This window comes from Tibeticola sp., assembly GCF_022759015.1.
Taxonomy (GTDB): domain Bacteria; phylum Pseudomonadota; class Gammaproteobacteria; order Burkholderiales; family Burkholderiaceae_C; genus Tibeticola; species Tibeticola sediminis.
Map to the genome: position 1 here is coordinate 1 of NZ_JAEMQB010000138.1, position 17821 is coordinate 17821.

Genomic DNA, 17821 nt, shown 5'->3' on the forward strand with positions numbered 1-17821 from the left:
GGCGCGCAATGGCTGTGGGACGCCTGGGGCCGGCGCTGGCCCGAGCGGCTGGAGGCCACACCGGCGCAACGCGCGATGCTCGAGCGCGTGGCGCGCTGGTCCACGCTGCCGCCACCGCCGGCTTCGGGCTGGCTGCCCGGCTTGCGGCGCCAGTTCCTGCGGCTGGGCGCGGGGCTGTTTCTCGTCGCCGATCATCTGCGCGACCTGCTGGCCCTCGTCGGGCAGCTGGCGCTCGACCTGCTGGCGCTGCTGCGTGCGCCGCGCATGGGGCCCTGGCGCGATGTGTCGGGCCATCTCTATCGCATCGGGGCGACGGCCTTGCCGATCACCGCGCTGGTGGGCTTTCTGATTGGCGTGGTCTTGGCCTATCTGACCTCGCAGCAGCTCAAGCTCTTTGGGGCAGAAACCTTCATCGTCAACATCTTGGGCCTGTCGCTGATTCGCGAGCTCGGGCCGGTGCTCGCTGCGGTGCTGATCGCGGGGCGGTCGGGATCGACCATCACGGCGCAGATCGGCGTGATGCGCATCACCGAGGAAATCGACGCGATGCGGGTCATGGGCATTGCGCGCGGCTTTCGGCTCGTGATGCCGCGGGTGCTCGCGCTCGCCGTGGCGATGCCGCTCTTGACGCTGTGGACGACGATCGCCGCGCTGATCGGGGGGATGCTGGCCGCCGAAGTGGCCTTGGGGTTGAGCCCCGCTTATTTCATCAGCAACCTGCCGCGCGCGGTGCAGGCGAGCAATCTCGGGCTGGCGATGGGCAAGTCGCTGGTGTTTGGCGTGCTCATCGCGCTGGTGGGTTGCCACTACGGGCTGCGGGTGAAACCCAACACCGAGAGTCTGGGCGCAGGCACCACGGCTTCGGTCGTGACTTCGATCACGGTCGTGATTTTGGTCGATGCGCTGTTCGCCGTGCTGTTCAAGAACGTTGGCATCTGAGCGCCCATGAGCCCCGTCATCGATCCCGTCGTCCAAATCCGCGGCCTGTGGTCGGTGTTCCACGCGGGCGGCGAGGATGTGGTGGTGCACCGCGACCTCGATCTCGACATCGCGCGCGGCTCCCTCGTGTCCATCGTCGGCGGATCGGGCTCGGGCAAGACCGTCTTGTTGCGGCAGATCTTGGGCCTGGCCACGCCCGCGCGCGGCACGGTGACGGTGCTCGGCGAGCCTGCGTCGCGCCTGGCGCGCGCCGGGGCGGCGACGCGGGTGGGCATGCTCTTTCAGCACGGCGCGCTGTTCTCGGCCTTCAGCGTGCTGGACAACATCGCGCTGCCGCTGCGCGAGTTGCGTGCCTTCCCCGAGACGCTGGTGCGCGAGGCGGCGCTGGTCAAGCTGTGCATGGTGGGGCTGTCGGAGCGCGACGCGCACAAAATGCCCGCGGAGCTTTCGGGCGGCATGATCAAGCGTGTGGCGCTGGCGCGCGCGCTCATCATGGACCCGCCGCTGCTGCTGCTCGACGAGCCGACCGCTGGCCTCGACCCGGGCAGCAGCGACGCGTTTTGCGGCTTGCTCGCGAGCCTGCACCGCGAGTTGGGACTCACGGTGGTCATGGTCACGCACGATCTCGACACCATCTTTGAACTCAGCACCCAGATTGCGGTCGTTGCCGACAAACGCATCGTCGTTTCTGGCCCGCCGCAAGAAGTGCTTGCCTTCGACCACCCCTTCGTGCACGATTTTTTCTTTGGCGGCCGCGGGCGCCGCGCCATGACCCTGCTGCGCGAGCGTGGGCTGAGCGTCGCAGCGCCCCCCGCAAGCGCTGCCTCCGCGCCCGACCTTCTGGCACCCCGCTGACCCATGGAAAACAAAGCCCACGCCCTCGCTGCCGGTGCCTTCGTCCTGTTGTTGACGCTGCTTTTGGGCGCCATGGCCTGGTGGCTCACCCGCGATGGTGGGCTGCAGAGGGTCTATGAGATCAGCTCACCCAACCCCGTGACCGGCCTCAACGTGCAGGCGGCCGTGCGGCTCAAGGGCGTTCCTGTGGGGAAAGTCACCGCCATCGCGTTCGATCCCAAAGTGCCGGGCAACGTGCTCGTGCGCATCAGCGTCGATGCCGGCACACCGATTACCCGCTCGACCTGGGCCACGCTGGGCTACCAGGGCGTGACGGGCATTGCCCACATCGCGCTCAACGATGATGGAACGTCCCAAGAGCCGCTGACCTCCGAGGACGGGCCGCCGCGCATTCCGCTGCGCCCCGGCCCGGTCGGGCAGGTCCTCGACGAAGGCCAGCGCCTGCTCGGGCAGCTCCAGGAAGCGGCGACCCGGCTCAACGCTTTGTTGGCACCGCAAAACCAGCAAGTCCTGATCCGTGCCGTCGAAAACGCCGGCGCAGCCGCCCAAGGGGTGCAGCAACTCGCGCTCGGCCTGCAGCGTGAAGTCCCGCCGCTGGCGCGCGCGGGCAGCGAGAGCCTGCAGTCCTTGCGCCTCACGCTCGACGAAACCCGCCAGGCCGTTGCCCAGGTGCGCGGTGCGGTCGATCGTTTGACGGCGCCCGGCGGCCCGGTCGAGCAGATCGGGCGCGGTGCCGAGGCCCTGGCTTCGAGCGCGCAGACGCTCCAAGCCGAAACCCTCCCCCAGTTGCACCGCAGCGGTGCCGAGGCCGAACGCGCCGCGCGCGCGTTTGCGCGGGCTGCAACCGCACTGACCGACAACCCACAGGCCCTCGTCTGGGGTACGGCGCCGCCGCCCCCCGGCCCGGGTGAGCCCGGCTACCCGCCGCCAGGCGCTGCCGTGCCACCGCGTGATCCGAAATCCGGCGGTTGAGCGCCGAACCGAGTGAAGTTCAAAAATGAGAGCATCTAAGCCCGATTTCATGCCGGCGATCCTGCGATTTGGCTGGATTTTTCTGCTGCTCGTGGGCTGTGCGGCCCTGCCCGGGCCGGCCCCGCGCCCGAGCACCTTCGATCTTGGGCCTAGTCCCACCGGAGCGGCCGCGACGGCCAAGCCCCAGGCCGAGCCGCCGCTGGCACTGGCCACGCCCGACGCCGCGCCGGCGTATGAGACCACCGCGATGCGCTACCGCTATGACGGCGGCGCCGCAGCCTATGAGCTGCACGCCTACGCCCAGGCGCGCTGGAGCGCCACACCCGCGCAGCTCGTCGGCGTGCGCCTGCGCGAGCGGCTGGCGCTCGACCGCCCGGTCGTCGCCCCGGGCGAGGCGAGCGCGCCGCGGCTGTTGCGGGTTCAGATCGAAGACTTTTCCCAAGTTTTTGCGGCCGCCCCTGCCGGCCCCGGGACCGCCTCGCGCGGCGTGGTCCGCCTGCGCGCCACCCTCACCGACACCACGGGGCCGCGCCCGAAGCTGCTGGCGCAGCGCCTGTTCGAGGCCGAGCGGCCTGCGCCCAGCGCCGATGCGGCCGGCGGCGTGCAAGCCCTCACCGCCGCGACCGACGCCGCGCTCGAGTCGCTCGCGCAGTGGCTGCGCGAGGTGCAGCCACCGGCGTCTCGCCCCTGATGGCGGTTTCATCAAAAAGTCACAAGACCCTCCCAAGATGAAAGGCTCGCCGACGTTCGCAGACGAGCGCGTCCGGTGAAGTCCATTTCTAATCGAGGTTCTGAAGCATGAAAAATCGTTTCGCGCTGGGCGCTTGTGCGCTTGCATTGGGCTCTGCCATCGCTTTGACCGCCTGTGGCGGCGGCGACTCGGTGAGCCCGTTCACGGTGGCTGTCATCGGCGACGTGCCTTACGGTACTTCCCCGACGGACAACAGCCAGTTCTTGAAGAATCCCGGCCTCATCGCCGCCATCAACCAGGACAAAGACATCGCCTTCACCATGCATGCGGGCGACATCCACTCGGGCAAGGAATACTGCACCGAGAGCTATGACCGTAGCATTTATCAGCAGTGGTCTGCCTTCGCCAAGCCCCTGCTGTACACCCCCGGTGACAACGAGTGGGCCGACTGCCACAAAGTGAAACAGGGCGGCGGAAGTTATGACGCCGCAACGGGGCAGATCAAATATGTGCTCGATGCCAACGGCCAGCCGGTCAGTTATGCCAAGGGCGATCCGCTGGAGAACCTCAAACTCGTGCGCTCGATCTTCTTCGCCAAGCCTGGTCTATCGCTGGGTGCGTCCCCGATGAACGTCGAATCGCAGGCGCAGGCCTACGACAAAAACAATCCCGCCGATGCAGCGTTTGTCGAAAACACGTTTTGGCAGAAGGCGCGTGTGAGCTTCGTGACGCTCAACCTCCCCGGCGGCTCCAACGACGACACGGATCCGTGGTATGGAACCCCAGCGATGAGCGACGCGCAAAAAGCGGAGGTCGCCGCGCGCGACGCCGCGAATCTGCGTTGGCTCGACCGCGCCTTTGCACGGGCGACCGCCGACAACGACCTCGCGATGGTCATCCTGATGCAAGCCGACATGTGGGATGCCGACGGCAAGGATGCGCAGCACCTGACCGAATACAAAAAATACATCGACCGCATCGCTGCGCTGGCCAAAACCTTTGGGCGCCCGGTGCTGCTCATCAATGGGGATTCTCACGTGTATCGCACCGACAATCCCCTGCGTAAGGGCGCGCCCTGCTTCATCGAGCCGACGCCCGGTGCCAGCGCGGTGACCTGCGCCAGCGTTGCCGCCACTTTGGCGAAAGACAACAACCCGGCAGACCCCTACGACAACCAGCCCGGCGGATACAACGTGCCCAACTTCCGCCGGATCGTCGTCCATGGCAGCACCTTCCCGCTGGAATACCTGCGACTGACCATCGATCCGACGGCCAATAACGGCGACACCGAGAACGCCTTTGGCCCCTTCCGCTGGACCCGGGTACAGCCGGCCCTCTGAGCCCATCCGCTTTTGAGCAGTGCACGGGGCACCGAGCCCCGTGCAGCCGTTTGCCTCAGCGCAACCAGCCCGGAAACAGTTTGCCCAGGCCGTCGGCCATCACCTCCACCGCCAGCGCCGCGAGGATCAGGCCCATGAGCCGCGTCATGACGTTGATGCCGGTTTTGCCGAGCACCCGCGCGATCGGCTGCGCGAGTGAGAACGACAGCGCCACCGCCAGCGCGATGACCACGCCATAGCCCACCAGCGCCATGTGCTGCCAGAAATTCTTCGCCTGCTGCGCGTAGATCACCACCGTCGACATGGTGGCCGGTCCGGTGAGCAGCGGAATGGTCAGCGGCACGACGGCGATGCTCGCGCCGTGGGCCGCCTTTTCGGCGCCGTCTTCGAGCTCATGCGTTTGCGCCTTGGCTTCGGCCGGCTGGGCGTTGAGCATGTTCATCGCGCTCAGGAGCAGCAGCAGACTGCCCCCCACCTGGAAGCTCGCCAGCGTGATGCCAAAGAAGTCGAGGATCTGCAGGCCGAGCAAGGCGCTCGCGGCGATCACCACGAAGGCGCTGAAGGCTGACACCATGATGGTGCGCCGCCGCTGCACGCGGTCGAAACCCTGGGTGTAATGGATGAAGAACGGAACGATGGCCAGCGGGTTGACGATGGCCAGTAGCGTGATGAGCGGCTTGAGATTCATGCCCCCGATTGTGGGGCAGCCGCGCCTTCGGACGGGGCTGGCGCGTCGGCTGCGGCCTGCGGCGTGCGCCGCTTGAACATGCCCCAGCCGTCCATCTGCAGCACGGGCTCGTCGCGCTGGTTGAACATCTCCCATTGCGTGCGCACCAGGCCGACATCGGGCCGCGAGCGCATGGGCTTGCGCTCCATCACCCGGCTTTGCAGCCGCAGCGTGTCGCCGGGGTAAACCGGCTTGAGCCAGCGGATGTGTTCCAGCCCCGGCGAGCCCTGGCTTGCGGCGTAGCGCAGAAAGTGGTCCACCATCAGCCGCATGGCCATCGCGCAGGTGTGCCAGCCGCTCGCGCACAGCGCGCCGAACACCGACGCGCGGGCGGCTTCTTCATCGAGGTGAAACGGCTGGGGATCGAACTGCCGCGCAAAGTCGAGGATGGCTTCGCGCGTGGGCGTCACGCTGCCCAGCGGCATCACGCTGCCGACTTCGAGGTCTTCCCAGTAGTAGCGGATTTCAGGGGCAGAGACGGGCGGTTCCGGGGTATGCATGGCGGTCTTTCGGAGGGAGTGAGGCAGCCGCTTCGGGCGGTGTGCTCCAGAATAGCAAAAGCGGCCGCGGCTTGCCTGTCGCCTCGGGGATGCTTGGCGACCGCACCCGGGCCGGGGCGTCGCCGCACGGCCATGGGTTCACTTTTTTGATGAGGAGTCCTGCTATGGGTACACACACCGAGCTCACCGCTGCCGACGGTTTTCGGCTCTCCGCCTTTGTCGCGCGTCCCGCGGGTCGGCCGCGCGGGGGCATCGTGGTCATCCAGGAAATCTTTGGCGTCAACGCCCACATCCGCGAGGTGACCGAGGGCTATGCCGCCGAAGGCTATCTGGCCGTGGCGCCGGCGCTGTTCGACCGCGTGCGCCGCGGCGTCGAGCTGGGGTACAGCCCTGCCGACATGGAGGCGGGCTTTGCCGTCATGCAGGCGGTCGAGCAACTGCCCCCGCCTGGCGCGCTGGGCGACATCCAGGCCGCCATCGACTACGCGGCGCGCGAGAGCGGCGGCAAGGTCGGCATCGTCGGCTACTGCTGGGGCGGGCTCATGACCTGGCGCGCCGCGTGCGAGCTCCAGGGCCTGGCTGCGGCCGTTCCCTACTATGGCGGCGGCATCACCTCCGAGCTCGAGTCAGCGCGGCAGCCGCGGGTGCCGGTGCTGGCCCACTTCGCCGAGCAGGACCCGTGGATTCCGCTGCCCAGCGTCGAAGCCTTCCGTGCGCGCCACCCCGAAGTCGAGGTGCACTTGTACCCCGCACACCATGGCTTCAATTGCAACCACCGCGCGGCCTGGAACGAGGCGGCGGCGCGGCTTGCGCGCGAGCGGACCCTGGCCTTTTTCGCCCAGCACGTCGGTTAGGGCAAGGCTGAACCAGTCCCTCGCGCGCCATCGCGGGAACTGCTTCAGCGTTGCCTTGATGCCGCCCCTTCGGTCAGGGGGCGTCGGACTCGCGCCACCGCGCCTCGATGACCTGCAAAAAGGCCTTGAGCGCGGCGCTGTTGTGCCGCCGCTGCGTGTAGGCGGCATAGAGCCAGATGTCGCGCGGTGAATAGTCCGACAGCGCTGCCTGCAGCGTGCCGCTCTCGATCTGCTCTTGAACCAGCACCTGGGGCAGCCACACCATGCCGAGGCCGGCCGTGGCCATCGCGATGAGCGGCGCCGTGTCGCTCGCATCCATGCGGCTGTGCACCGGCACGCTTACCGGCTCCCCTTCGACTTCGAAGCGCCATTGCGCGGCGCCTTGCAGCGGCGTGAGCGTGAGCGCATCGAGCGTGCCGAGCTGATCCGGGTGTGTGGGATAGCCATGCTGCTTCCAAAAGCCCGGCGTCGCCGCGACGACGAAGGGCACCCGCTGCAGCCGCCGCACGATCAGGTTGTCGTCGCCGATACGGCCCACCCGCAGCGCAAGGTCGATGCCCTCGGCGATCAAGTCCGCGGGCGTGTTGCTCAGCACCAGGCTCAGGTGAACCTTGGGGTAGCGCGGCAGAAACTCCGCCAGCAGGGGCGGCAGCAGCGTGCGCGCGAGTCCGTGGGGCGCGGCCACGCGCAGTCGCCCGGAAGGCGCGCGGGCGCGTTCCTGCAACTCGGCGCGGGTCGCCTCGACCATCTCCAGCAGGGGCTCGCTACGCTCGAGCAGCAGTTCGCCGGCATCGGTGAGGCTCACGCTTCGGGTGCTGCGGTTGAAGAGCCGCACGCCCAGTTGCGCTTCGAGTGCCGCGATGTATTTGCTGACGTTCGCCTTGGAGAGGTCGAGCGTGCGCGCCGCCCCGGCAAAACTGCCGCGCCGGGCGACTTCGCGGAAGGTGCGCAGCAGGTCTAGTGAGTCCATTGTTTCAATTTCGTGAACACCATGCTTCGGATTCGCCCTGTTTATTGGGGACGCAATGGAGCCATCTTCGACTCACAATCACCGCACGGTCGATTGATCGATTGTTGTTCAACCTAGGAGTCCATCATGAAAGCACGTCAAGTTCTCGTTTCCACCGCTTTGTTCGCCGCTGCCGCTACCGCCTTCGCCGGCCAACCCTACGCCGGCGAGTTCCCGGTCACCCAGCCCGACTTCACGCCTTCGAGCGTTTCGCGCGCCGTGGTTCAGGCTGAAGCCAAAGTCAGCGCCATCGACGCGGGTGACGCGAGCCGCGTTGTCGTCTCGGCGCCGGCCTCGAACCTGAGCCGCGAAGAAGTCCGTACCGCCGCCCGCGCGGCGATGCGCGCCGGCCACGGCCCTGCCGCTGGCGATCTGATGTAAATCGCTCGGGCGCGGTCCCCATCGGCCTGGCATGCGTTTCGCGCGCATGCCAGGCCGATTGTTTTTACGGCGGTGGTAGTTGCGCGAGATAACGCCGTCGCCAGAAGAACAGCCCAGTGCCGACGGCCACCAGGGCCATCCCGGCGGCGGTCCATGCCAGCGCCGCCGGATTGTGGATGAAGGGCATGAATTCGAAGTTCATGCCGAAGAACCCTGTGATCAGGTTCAGCGGCAGGAAGATGGCCGTCAAGGCGGTCAGCGTGCGCATGATGTCGTTGGTGCGGTGCCCCTGGACCGCGAAGTGCATCTGCACGGCGGTTTCGATGTTGTGCTCCAGCCGCGTGACGTGGCGCATCACCCGCTCGATGTGCTCGAGCACGTCGTGGGCACGCACCCGCAGCAACTCGACACGGTGGCTGTCCTCCGCCGTGTCGGCATAGCGGTGCTCGAAGCCCCCGGCAAAGCGATCGACCGCGCTGTGCTGGTCCTCGCAGGAGGATTGCAGCTCATGCAGGGTCGTGCGCGCCTGCAGCAAGGCCGACCAATTCGAGAATCGGGAGCGCGGGTGGAGCAGCTCGTTTTGCCAATGCTCCAACTGACGGCTGAGTTCACCGCGCAGTTCCAGATAGTCGTCGACGATCTGGCTGATGATGCGCAGCGTCGCATCCCGCGGGTCCGCGGGCACGCCGCGCGCGCCGGCGGACCGGGTGTCGGCTTCGCGCGGCGCAGCGGGCAGCAGACGCGCCGCATAGCTGTCGCGGACCGCCCCGTCGTCGGGGTGTATGGTCAATAGCACCCGGTCGAACACCGCAAACCCGACCGCCGCGGTGTCGATGCGTTGCAGGATCGGCGGGCCGCCGCGCATGGGCAGGGTCTCCATGCGGCCCGCGTCCGTGCGTTTCTTGCCTCGGCCCAGCCTGCGGAAAATCAGCAAGTCGTAGTCGCTGGTTTCATCGTGGCGCGAAGCCAGCTGTGCGTTGAGCAAATCGCTCACATGCAGGTCCAGCAGCGCCGCGCCGGTGAGCCGCTCGAGGGCGGGGAGCAGCGTCGGATGGGCTTCGGAAAAGTGGCTGCGGGTGCAGCCGATCCATAGGAAGCCTTCCTGCGGGCTCGCCCAATTCGAGGGGGCAGGCTCGATCTCTTCCAGCCCCTGTCCGCGGATCCAAAAAACCCGGATGGGCGCGACGGGATTCGACATTTTTCGCCCTTTGCCGGCAGGAATTGGACGTTTTTAGCGATTACTTTTGAAGTAACCGGGCGGCATCCCGGGCGAAATAGGTCAGCACGCCGTCGGCGCCGGCGCGCTTGAAGGCCAGCAGGCTCTCCATCATCACCGCATCGTGGTCCAGCCAGCCGTTGGCTGCGGCGGCCTTGAGCATCGCGTATTCCCCGCTCACCTGGTAGGCGAAAGTGGGCACGCGGAATTCGTCCTTCACGCGGCGCACCACGTCGAGGTAAGGCATGCCAGGCTTGACCATCACCATGTCGGCACCCTCGGCGATGTCGAGCGCGACTTCGCGCAACGCCTCATCGGAGTTACCTGGATCCATCTGGTAGAGCTTTTTGTCGGCCTTGCCCAGGTTGGCTGCCGAGCCCACGGCGTCGCGGAACGGGCCATAGAACGCGCTCGCGTACTTGGCGCTGTAGGCCATGATGCGCGTGTGCACATGGCCACGCTCTTCCAGCGCGCGGCGGATCGCGCCGATGCGCCCGTCCATCATGTCGCTCGGCGCCACGATGTCCACGCCCGCTTCGGCCTGGGCCAGCGCCTGCTCGACCAGAACCTCGACGGTTTCATCGTTGAGGATGTAGCCCGTCGCATCCAGCAAGCCGTCCTGGCCGTGGCTGGTGTAGGGGTCGAGCGCCACGTCGGTCATCACGCCGAGCTGCGGGAACTCCTTTTTCAGCGCACGCACAACGGTCGGCACGAGGCCCTCGGGGTTGCTGGCCTCGCTGCCGCGTTCGTCCTTGAGTTCCGCGCGGATCACCGGGAACAGCGCCATCACCGGAATGCCCAGCCGCACGCAGTCCTCGGCCACGGGCAGCAGCAGGTCCAGGCTCAGCCGCTCCACGCCGGGCATCGATGCCACGGCTTCCCGCCGGCCCTGACCCTCGAGCACGAAGACCGGATAAATCAAATCGTTCACGCTGAGCGCGTGCTCGCGCACCAGCCGGCGCGTGAAATCGTCGCGGCGCAGCCGCCGCGGCCGGCCAAGGGGATAGGGGGCGTAAGGGGTGCTCATACGCAAAATTGTGCCCGATGCGCGGCAGCCGCGCACCCGTGCATCGCACGCAGTCGATGCCGCTCGAGCCTGCGCGCCCTGCCCAGGCGCTTGGGCAACGCTGAACAAGTTCCCGTGATGGCGCGCGCCCGGCCGCGGGATGGGATGCGAGGCGCAAACCGCAGCCATAGCCGCAGCTATGGCGAGGATTGGCAACGACGCAGACCGCCCGCAGCCGGGATGCGCGACGCGCGAGGGACTTGTTCAGCGTTGCCCTTGCGTCCCCCGCCGGATGCGGTTCGTTCGAGCCTTCAAGGCGCGGGACTCCTACAGGCGCTTGAACCCCGGGTTGCAGTTTGCTACAGTTGGGCCGGGCGTTTCGGCGCCCCCCGCTTTTCCTCCCTGAGCGGGGCCTTGATGTGTGACAGCAAAAAGGCTTTCTTCCCCGGCCCTGTGCCGGGGTTTTTTTTGCCCGCAGCCCGCGCAGGGCCGCCGGCTGCGTCCTACACTCCTTCCCATGCTCTGGATCAAAGCCCTGCACATCGTCTTCGTGGCCAGCTGGTTCGCTGGCCTGTTCTACCTGCCGCGCATCTATGTGAACCTCGCGATGGTCGCGCCCGAGTCGGTCGCCGAGTACGAGCGCCTCATGCTCATGGCGCGCAAGCTCATGCGTTTCACCACGCTGCTGATGGTGCCGGCCGTGGTGCTGGGCCTGGTGCTGTGGCTGTATTACGGCATCGGCAAAGGGCCCGGGAACGGCTGGCTGCACGCCAAGCTCGTCGTGGTGGCGCTCGTGCTCGGCTACCACCATGCTTGCTGGAAGCTTTTGGGCAAGTTCGCTGCGCGCGCCAACACGCGCAGCCATGTCTGGTTCCGCTGGTTCAACGAGGTGCCGGTGATCCTGCTGCTCATCGCGGTGGTGCTGGTGGTCGTCAAGCCATTCTGAGGCTGCTCGACCGGGCAGCATCCATGAGCCCGAATCCATGCGCAAGTCCGCGACCGTGCCCTTGGCGCTGCTGTATGCGGCGCTGATCGTCTACGCGAGCCTCTATCCGTTCGAAGGCTGGCGCGCGGTCGGCATCGCGCCCTGGTCGTTCTTTCTGACACCGTTGCCGCGTTACTGGACGGCCTTCGACGTCCTGACGAATTTCGCGGGATACGCGCCGTTGGGATTCCTGCTGGGCCTCGCACTGCGCGAGCGGCGCTCCAGCCTCTGGATGCTCGGGGGCGCGGCTGGCATAGCCGCGGTGCTTTCCTTTACCCTCGAAGCGCTCCAGACCTACATCCCCCAGCGCGTTCCATCGAATCTGGACTGGCTGCTCAATGTCGCCGGCGCGTTGGCCGGTGCCGGCTTGGCTTGGGTGCTGGCGCGCCTGGGCTGGCTGCGTCGCTGGCAGCGCATCCGTGCGCGCTGGGCCGTCGAGGAGGTCCGCGCAGGCTGGATCTTGCTCGCGCTCTGGCCCGTCGGGCTGTTGTTTCCGTCCGCCGTGCCTTTTGGTCTCGGACAGGTCTTCGAGCGGCTGGAGCTGGCGACGGTGCGCTGGCTCACCGGCACGCCTTTGCTGGAATGGTTGCCGCTGCGGGAGACCGAACTCGAACCTTTGTTGCCCAGCGCCGAAATGGCAACCGTCGTGTTCGCGCTGCTGGCGCCGAGCCTGCTGGCCTGTCTGGTCGTGCGCCGGCCGCTGGATCGCTGGCTGCTTGCGTGGTTTTTCCTGCTGGTCGGGACCGGGGTGACGGCCTTGTCTGCCGCCTTGAGCTATGGGCCGCAACACGCCTGGGCCTGGCTGACGCCGCCGGTGCTCGCCGGCATGCTGGCGGCCGCGGGCTTGATCGTGATCCTGGTCTTGCTGCCGCGTCGGGCGGCGGCGGGTGTCTTGTTGCTGGCGCTGGCCTGGGAACTCAGTCTGATCAATCGTGCCCCCCTCGACCCCTATCTCGCCCAAACCCTGCAGACCTGGGAGCAGGGTCGCTTCGTGCGCTTTCATGGCCTGGCGCAATGGGTGGGCTGGCTTTGGCCCTATGCGGTTCTCGCCTATGTGCTCACCGACCTGGCGCGCCGCGATCCACCCATGACGCGCGAGGTGGGCTGAGCGACCCCTACAATCCGGCGCATCATGATCGCCCGATCCACTCCAGACTCCATGCCCGAGGTGCGCGAGCTCGTTCCTGGCGCGGCGGACCCGTCGCCCGGTTCTTCCTATTACCGTCGCCACATCTTCTTCTGCCTCAACCAACGCGAAGGCGGGCAGGCCTGCTGCGCCGCTGCGGGGGCGCAACAGGCCTTCGATCATTGCAAGCAGCGCGTCAAGGAGCTAGGTCTGGCCAGCCCGGGGCAGGTCCGGGTCAATAAGGCGGGGTGTTTGGATCGCTGTGCGGCGGGACCCGTCGCCGTGGTCTATCCCGAGGCGGTCTGGTATTCGTATGTGGATTTGTCCGATGTCGACGAGATCGTCGAATCCCATCTGCGCGACGGCCGTGTGGTCGAGCGCCTGCTGACGCCGGCGCATCTCGGCCGCTGATCGCACCGGGCGGTACCTGCGGCCGATCTTTCGTTTGCGCGTTGCGAGCGCCGTCCTGGCGGGGCGTCACATTCTTCACTTCTGTTTGCGGATATGAACACTTTCCTCTTGACTGGGCTCCATCGGCTTCGTCGACTGCTGCACGCACCGCGCTTCTGCTTGCTCGCGCTGGCGGTGCTGGCGGCTCCCGTGTCGGCGCAGCCCGTGGCCTGGCCGCAGCCGCCCGAGGTGGCCGCGCGCTCCTACCTGCTGATGGACGTCACCGCGAACCAAATGCTCGCTGGCAAGGACATCGATACGCCGGTCGAGCCGGCATCCTTGACCAAGCTCATGACGGCTTATGTGGTGTTCGACGCCTTGCGGGCGAAGAAGATCGATCTCAAGCAGACCTTGCCGGTCAGCGAGCGCGCCTGGCGTATGCCCGGCTCACGCATGTTCATCGATCCGAAGATGCAGGTGCCTGTGGAGGATCTGCTCAAGGGCATGATCGTCCAGTCCGGCAATGACGCAACCGTCGCGCTGGCCGAGGGCGTCGGCGGCACGGTCGAGCGATTCGTCGAAATGATGAATGCTCAGGCGCGCGCTCTGGGCATGAAGGCCACGACCTTCAAGAACCCCGAGGGCCTCACGGAGCCCGGCCACACCACGACGGCCCGCGACCTGAGCATCCTCGCGACCCGCCTGATGACCGATTTCCCGCAGTACGTGGGCTATTACGCGATCAAGAAGTACCGCTATCCGGGCACGCCGACCGCCAACGACACGAACCGTAACCTGCTGCTGTTTCGCGATCCATCGGTCGACGGCCTCAAGACCGGCCACACCGCCGCGGCGGGCTACTGCCTGATCGCGACCGCCAAGCGCGATTATCCGAACGTGGGGCCACGGCGCTTGCTGGCGATCGTTCTGGGGGCGGCCAGTGAGAACGACCGCGCCAACGAGGCGCAAAAGCTGTTGAACTGGGGTTACGCGGCCTTCGACGCCGTCAAGCTCTTCGAGGCGGGCCAGCCGGTGGCCACGCCGCCGGTCTGGAAAGGCACGGAAAAGGTCGTCAAGCTCGGCCGTCCACAACCCATCGTCGTGGCCGTTCCGAGCGGCGCAGCAGCCCAGGTCAAAACGCAGGTCGTTCGCCCGGATCCTCTGGTGGCGCCTTTTGCGCAGGGCCAGCAATTGGGCGTGCTCAAGCTGACCTTGGCCGACCAGCCCTTGCTGGATGTCCCGCTGGTGGTCCTCGAGCCGGTGGAGCAGGCCGGCCTGTTTGGCCGCGCATGGGATAGCTTGCGCCTCTGGATTCGCTGACGGCGCCACCCCGCTGGTCCCTCGGGCGGCATGTTCCGCCTTGGAGTCCCGCCGCAGATGAACGGGGCTGAGCTTGCGCCGCTTGGGCTCAGGGGGTATACTGGTTGGCTTTCCCGCTGTTGGGGCGGGATATTTGTGCGCGCTTGCCTTGGGGTTTTGCTTTGGGCAGGGTCTACAGGCAGCGCGTGGTTTTTGACGTTTAGGGACGTTTTTATTTATGCCAACCATCAATCAATTGGTGCGTCACGGGCGCGAGGCCGAAAAGGTCAAGTCGAAGAGCCCGGCGATGCAGAACTGCCCGCAACGGCGTGGCGTTTGCACCCGTGTTTACACCACGACCCCGAAGAAGCCGAACTCCGCTTTGCGTAAGGTTGCCAAGGTGCGCCTGACCAACGGGTTCGAAGTCATCTCCTACATCGGCGGCGAGGGCCACAACCTTCAGGAGCACTCCGTGGTCCTGGTGCGCGGCGGTCGTGTCAAAGACTTGCCCGGTGTTCGTTACCACATCGTCCGCGGCGCCCTGGATTTGCAGGGCGTGAAGGACCGCAAGCAGGCGCGTTCCAAGTACGGTGCCAAGCGGCCGAAGGCCAAGTAAGGCGCTTGATTGGGCTGTCGAAGCCCGGTATCGGTGTCGTCCCAGCGCGTGGTGTGTCGGGGCGGCGTAGTGACCCGGTCGTCGGGTCGAGTAAGTGGAAGTCGTGTTGACTTTCGCGGCATCGCTGAAGATGCCAACTGAAGCAAAAGAGGTTCAAAAATGCCACGTCGTCGTGAAGTCCCTAAACGCGAAATCCTGCCGGATCCCAAGTACGGCAACGTCGAACTCTCCAAATTCATGAACGTGATCATGGAGAGCGGCAAGAAAGCGGTGGCCGAGCGCATCATCTACGGCGCCCTCGAAACCATCGAGCAAAAGACCGGCAAAGACCCGGTCGAGGTGTTCAGCATCGCCATCAACAACGTCAAGCCGATGGTCGAGGTGAAGTCCCGTCGTGTCGGCGGCGCCAACTATCAGGTGCCCGTCGAGGTCCGCCCGGTTCGTCGCCTGGCGCTCTCCATGCGCTGGATCAAAGAAGCTGCCCGCAAGCGCAGCGAGAAGTCCATGGCCTTGCGTCTGGCCAATGAGCTCATCGAGGCCACTGAGGGCCGCGGTGGTGCCATGAAAAAACGCGACGAAGTGCATCGCATGGCCGAAGCCAACAAGGCCTTCAGCCACTTCCGCTTCTAAGTTCCTGTCCCTTATTTGGTGTCCAGGCCCGCCACGAGCGGGCCTGGCCCTTTTCTCGAAAGATCAACATGGCACGTAAAACGCCCATCGAGCGCTATCGCAACATCGGTATCTCCGCGCACATCGACGCCGGCAAGACCACCACCACCGAGCGCATTCTTTTCTATACCGGCGTGAATCACAAGATCGGTGAAGTTCACGACGGTGCGGCCACCATGGACTGGATGGAGCAGGAGCAAGAGCGCGGCATCACGATCACGTCCGCTGCCACGACCTGCTTCTGGAAGGGCATGGATCTGTCCTATCCCGAGCACCGGATCAACATCATCGACACCCCGGGCCACGTCGATTTCACCATCGAGGTGGAGCGCTCGATGCGCGTGCTCGACGGCGCCTGCATGGTTTATTGCGCGGTCGGCGGCGTGCAGCCGCAGTCCGAAACCGTATGGCGTCAGGCCAACAAGTACAAGGTGCCGCGTCTGGCCTTCGTCAACAAGATGGACCGTACGGGCGCGAACTTCTTCAAGGTCTACGAGCAGATGCGCACGCGTCTGAAGGCCAATCCCGTGCCCATCGTCATTCCGATCGGCGCCGAAGAGAACTTCAAGGGCGTCGTGGACTTGCTCAAGATGAAGGCGATCATCTGGGATGAGGCCTCGCAGGGCATGAAGTTCGAATATCAGGACATTCCCGCCGACCTCGTCGAAACCGCCAAGGAGTGGCGCGAAAAGATGGTCGAAGCGGCAGCCGAAGCCTCCGAAGACTTGATGAACAAGTACCTCGAAGGCGGCGACCTGACGGAAGCCGAGATCAATCAAGGCCTGCGCACCCGCACCATTGCGGGCGAAATCCAGCCCATGCTCTGTGGAACCGCGTTCAAGAACAAGGGCGTGCAGCGCATGCTCGACGCGGTCATCGACCTGCTGCCTTCGCCCGTGGATGTGCCTCCGGTTCGTGGCTTTGACGAAGACGGCAACGAAGTCACCCGCAAAGCGGACGACAACGAGAAGTTCGCCGCGCTGGCCTTCAAACTCATGACCGACCCGTTCGTGGGGCAGTTGACCTTCGTTCGCGTGTATTCGGGCGTGTTGACCAAGGGCGACACGGTTTACAACCCCGTGCGCGGCAAGAAAGAGCGCATCGGCCGTATCGTGCAGATGCACGCCAACAACCGCCAGGAAATCGAAGAGATCCGCGCGGGCGACATTGCTGCCTGTGTGGGCCTCAAAGACGTCACCACCGGCGAAACCCTGTGTGACCCGTCGGCCGTCATCACGCTCGAGCGGATGCAGTTCCCCGAGCCCGTGATTCGTCAGGCCGTCGAACCCAAAACCAAAGCGGACCAGGAGAAGATGGGTGTCGCGCTCTCGCGTCTGGCGGCGGAGGATCCCTCCTTCCGCGTGCAGACCGACGAAGAATCCGGCCAGACCATCATCGGCGGCATGGGCGAATTGCACCTCGAAATCATCGTCGACCGCATGAAGCGTGAGTTCGGCGTCGAGGCGAACGTCGGCAAGCCGCAGGTGGCTTACCGCGAAACCATTCGCAAGAAAGTCACCGACGTCGAGGGCAAGTTCGTGCGTCAGTCCGGCGGTAAGGGCCAATACGGTCACGTCGTCTTCACGGTCGAGCCCCAGGAGCCGGGCAAGGGCTTCGAATTCGTCGACGCCATCAAAGGCGGCGTGGTGCCGCGCGAATACATCCCGGCGGTTCAGAAGGGCGTGGAAGAAGCGCTGAACTCCGGCGTGCTGGCAGGCTACCCCGTGGTCGACGTCAAGGTCACGCTGACCTTCGGTTCGTACCACGATGTCGACTCGTCGGAGCAGGCGTTCAAGATGGCCGCCATCTTCGGTTTCAAGGAAGCGGCCAAGCGTGCCAACCCCGTGATTCTCGAGCCGATGATGGCCGTCGAGGTCGAAACCCCCGAGGAATACGCCGGCAACGTCATGGGTGACCTTTCGTCGCGGCGCGGCATGGTCCAGGGTATGGACGACATGCCGGGCGGCGGCAAAGTCATCAAGGCCGAGGTGCCGCTGTCGGAGATGTTCGGTTACTCGACCGTGCTGCGCTCGATGTCCCAGGGTCGTGCGACGTACACGATGGAGTTCAAGCACTACGCCGAGGCGCCCAAGAACGTCGCCGACGCGATCATTGCCGCCCGGGCCAAGTAAGTCCGAGCGCGGCAGGCAGCCCGCGGGGCTGCCTGCCGCTCTTTTCTTGTCTGCGATCGTGGTGCCGGGCTGTTCCCGTGCTGACCGATTCCGCAACCCGATGCAGACGTTAAA

Annotated in this window: 19 protein-coding genes; 14 read left to right on the forward strand and 5 right to left on the reverse strand. The window is 65.9% G+C overall.

The window, feature by feature from the left end; all coding sequences use genetic code 11:
- From JHC36_RS08875 to JHC36_RS08895, 5 genes are all read left to right on the forward strand, one after another.
- On the forward strand, window positions 1-939 hold a 939-nt coding region (locus tag JHC36_RS08875), incomplete at its 5' end, for an MlaE family ABC transporter permease (RefSeq protein WP_287918346.1).
- A gap of 6 nt (window positions 940-945) precedes the next feature.
- The gene (locus JHC36_RS08880; protein ID WP_287918348.1) at window positions 946-1794 is read left to right on the forward strand and encodes an ABC transporter ATP-binding protein; all 849 of its coding nucleotides are present in this window, start codon (window positions 946-948) and stop codon (window positions 1792-1794) included.
- A 3-nt stretch (window positions 1795-1797) separates the two neighbouring features.
- Window positions 1798-2766 (forward strand): MlaD family protein, encoded by a 969-nt coding sequence (locus JHC36_RS08885; protein ID WP_287918349.1) that lies wholly within the window; start codon window positions 1798-1800, stop codon window positions 2764-2766.
- A 25-nt stretch (window positions 2767-2791) separates the two neighbouring features.
- Window positions 2792-3457 carry an ABC-type transport auxiliary lipoprotein family protein gene (locus JHC36_RS08890; RefSeq protein ID WP_287918350.1) on the forward strand — a complete coding sequence of 222 codons (666 nt, stop codon included), beginning with the start codon at window positions 2792-2794 and terminating at the stop codon, window positions 3455-3457.
- Window positions 3458-3564: 107 nt separating this feature from the next.
- A complete protein-coding gene (locus JHC36_RS08895) occupies window positions 3565-4797 on the forward strand; it encodes a hypothetical protein (protein ID WP_287918351.1) in 1233 nt (410 codons plus the stop codon).
- A 55-nt stretch (window positions 4798-4852) separates the two neighbouring features.
- Here the strand turns inward: JHC36_RS08895 and JHC36_RS08900 are convergent, their stop codons facing one another.
- Window positions 4853-5485, reverse strand: a complete 633-nt coding sequence (locus JHC36_RS08900; protein ID WP_124219250.1) for a MarC family protein — start codon at window positions 5483-5485, stop codon at window positions 4853-4855.
- Window positions 5482-6024 carry a MaoC family dehydratase gene (locus JHC36_RS08905; protein WP_287918353.1) on the reverse strand — a complete coding sequence of 181 codons (543 nt, stop codon included), beginning with the start codon at window positions 6022-6024 and terminating at the stop codon, window positions 5482-5484. The genes JHC36_RS08900 and JHC36_RS08905 overlap by 4 nt, the downstream gene beginning before the upstream one ends.
- Before the next feature lie 164 nt (window positions 6025-6188).
- On the opposite strand from JHC36_RS08905, the gene JHC36_RS08910 reads away from it, so the two are divergent.
- A complete protein-coding gene (locus JHC36_RS08910) occupies window positions 6189-6878 on the forward strand; it encodes a dienelactone hydrolase family protein (protein WP_124219246.1) in 690 nt (229 codons plus the stop codon).
- 73 nt (window positions 6879-6951) lie between these two features.
- Here the strand turns inward: JHC36_RS08910 and JHC36_RS08915 are convergent, their stop codons facing one another.
- A complete protein-coding gene (locus JHC36_RS08915) occupies window positions 6952-7848 on the reverse strand; it encodes a LysR family transcriptional regulator (RefSeq protein ID WP_287918355.1) in 897 nt (298 codons plus the stop codon).
- Window positions 7849-7974: 126 nt separating this feature from the next.
- Here JHC36_RS08915 and JHC36_RS08920 point away from each other — a divergent pair, with 126 nt between their 5' ends.
- Window positions 7975-8268 carry a hypothetical protein gene (locus JHC36_RS08920; protein ID WP_124219242.1) on the forward strand — a complete coding sequence of 98 codons (294 nt, stop codon included), beginning with the start codon at window positions 7975-7977 and terminating at the stop codon, window positions 8266-8268.
- A 64-nt stretch (window positions 8269-8332) separates the two neighbouring features.
- Here JHC36_RS08920 and JHC36_RS08925 read toward each other — a convergent pair whose 3' ends face one another.
- Window positions 8333-9466, reverse strand: coding sequence for a magnesium transporter CorA family protein (locus JHC36_RS08925; protein WP_287918356.1), 1134 nt, complete (start codon window positions 9464-9466; stop codon window positions 8333-8335).
- 40 nt (window positions 9467-9506) lie between these two features.
- Window positions 9507-10511 carry a porphobilinogen synthase gene (gene hemB / locus JHC36_RS08930; RefSeq protein ID WP_287918358.1) on the reverse strand — a complete coding sequence of 335 codons (1005 nt, stop codon included), beginning with the start codon at window positions 10509-10511 and terminating at the stop codon, window positions 9507-9509.
- 496 nt (window positions 10512-11007) lie between these two features.
- On the opposite strand from hemB, the gene JHC36_RS08935 reads away from it, so the two are divergent.
- The 7 genes from JHC36_RS08935 (at window position 11008) to fusA (ending at window position 17707) form a co-directional block, all read left to right on the forward strand.
- Window positions 11008-11436 carry a CopD family protein gene (locus JHC36_RS08935; RefSeq protein WP_124219236.1) on the forward strand — a complete coding sequence of 143 codons (429 nt, stop codon included), beginning with the start codon at window positions 11008-11010 and terminating at the stop codon, window positions 11434-11436.
- A 37-nt stretch (window positions 11437-11473) separates the two neighbouring features.
- Window positions 11474-12583 (forward strand): VanZ family protein, encoded by a 1110-nt coding sequence (locus tag JHC36_RS08940; RefSeq protein ID WP_287918360.1) that lies wholly within the window; start codon window positions 11474-11476, stop codon window positions 12581-12583.
- Window positions 12584-12634: 51 nt separating this feature from the next.
- The gene (locus JHC36_RS08945) at window positions 12635-13012 is read left to right on the forward strand and encodes a (2Fe-2S) ferredoxin domain-containing protein (protein ID WP_287918365.1); all 378 of its coding nucleotides are present in this window, start codon (window positions 12635-12637) and stop codon (window positions 13010-13012) included.
- A 93-nt stretch (window positions 13013-13105) separates the two neighbouring features.
- Window positions 13106-14311: a D-alanyl-D-alanine carboxypeptidase family protein gene (locus JHC36_RS08950; RefSeq protein ID WP_287918362.1), complete on the forward strand. Its 1206-nt coding sequence runs from the start codon at window positions 13106-13108 to the stop codon at window positions 14309-14311.
- 217 nt (window positions 14312-14528) lie between these two features.
- A complete protein-coding gene (rpsL, locus tag JHC36_RS08955) occupies window positions 14529-14906 on the forward strand; it encodes a 30S ribosomal protein S12 (RefSeq protein ID WP_124219229.1) in 378 nt (125 codons plus the stop codon).
- 159 nt (window positions 14907-15065) lie between these two features.
- On the forward strand, window positions 15066-15536 hold the full coding sequence (rpsG, locus tag JHC36_RS08960; RefSeq protein WP_124219227.1) for a 30S ribosomal protein S7: 471 nt from the start codon (window positions 15066-15068) through the stop codon (window positions 15534-15536).
- 68 nt (window positions 15537-15604) lie between these two features.
- Window positions 15605-17707, forward strand: coding sequence for an elongation factor G (gene fusA / locus JHC36_RS08965; RefSeq protein ID WP_124219225.1), 2103 nt, complete (start codon window positions 15605-15607; stop codon window positions 17705-17707).
- The last annotated feature ends 114 nt before the right edge of the window (window positions 17708-17821 follow it).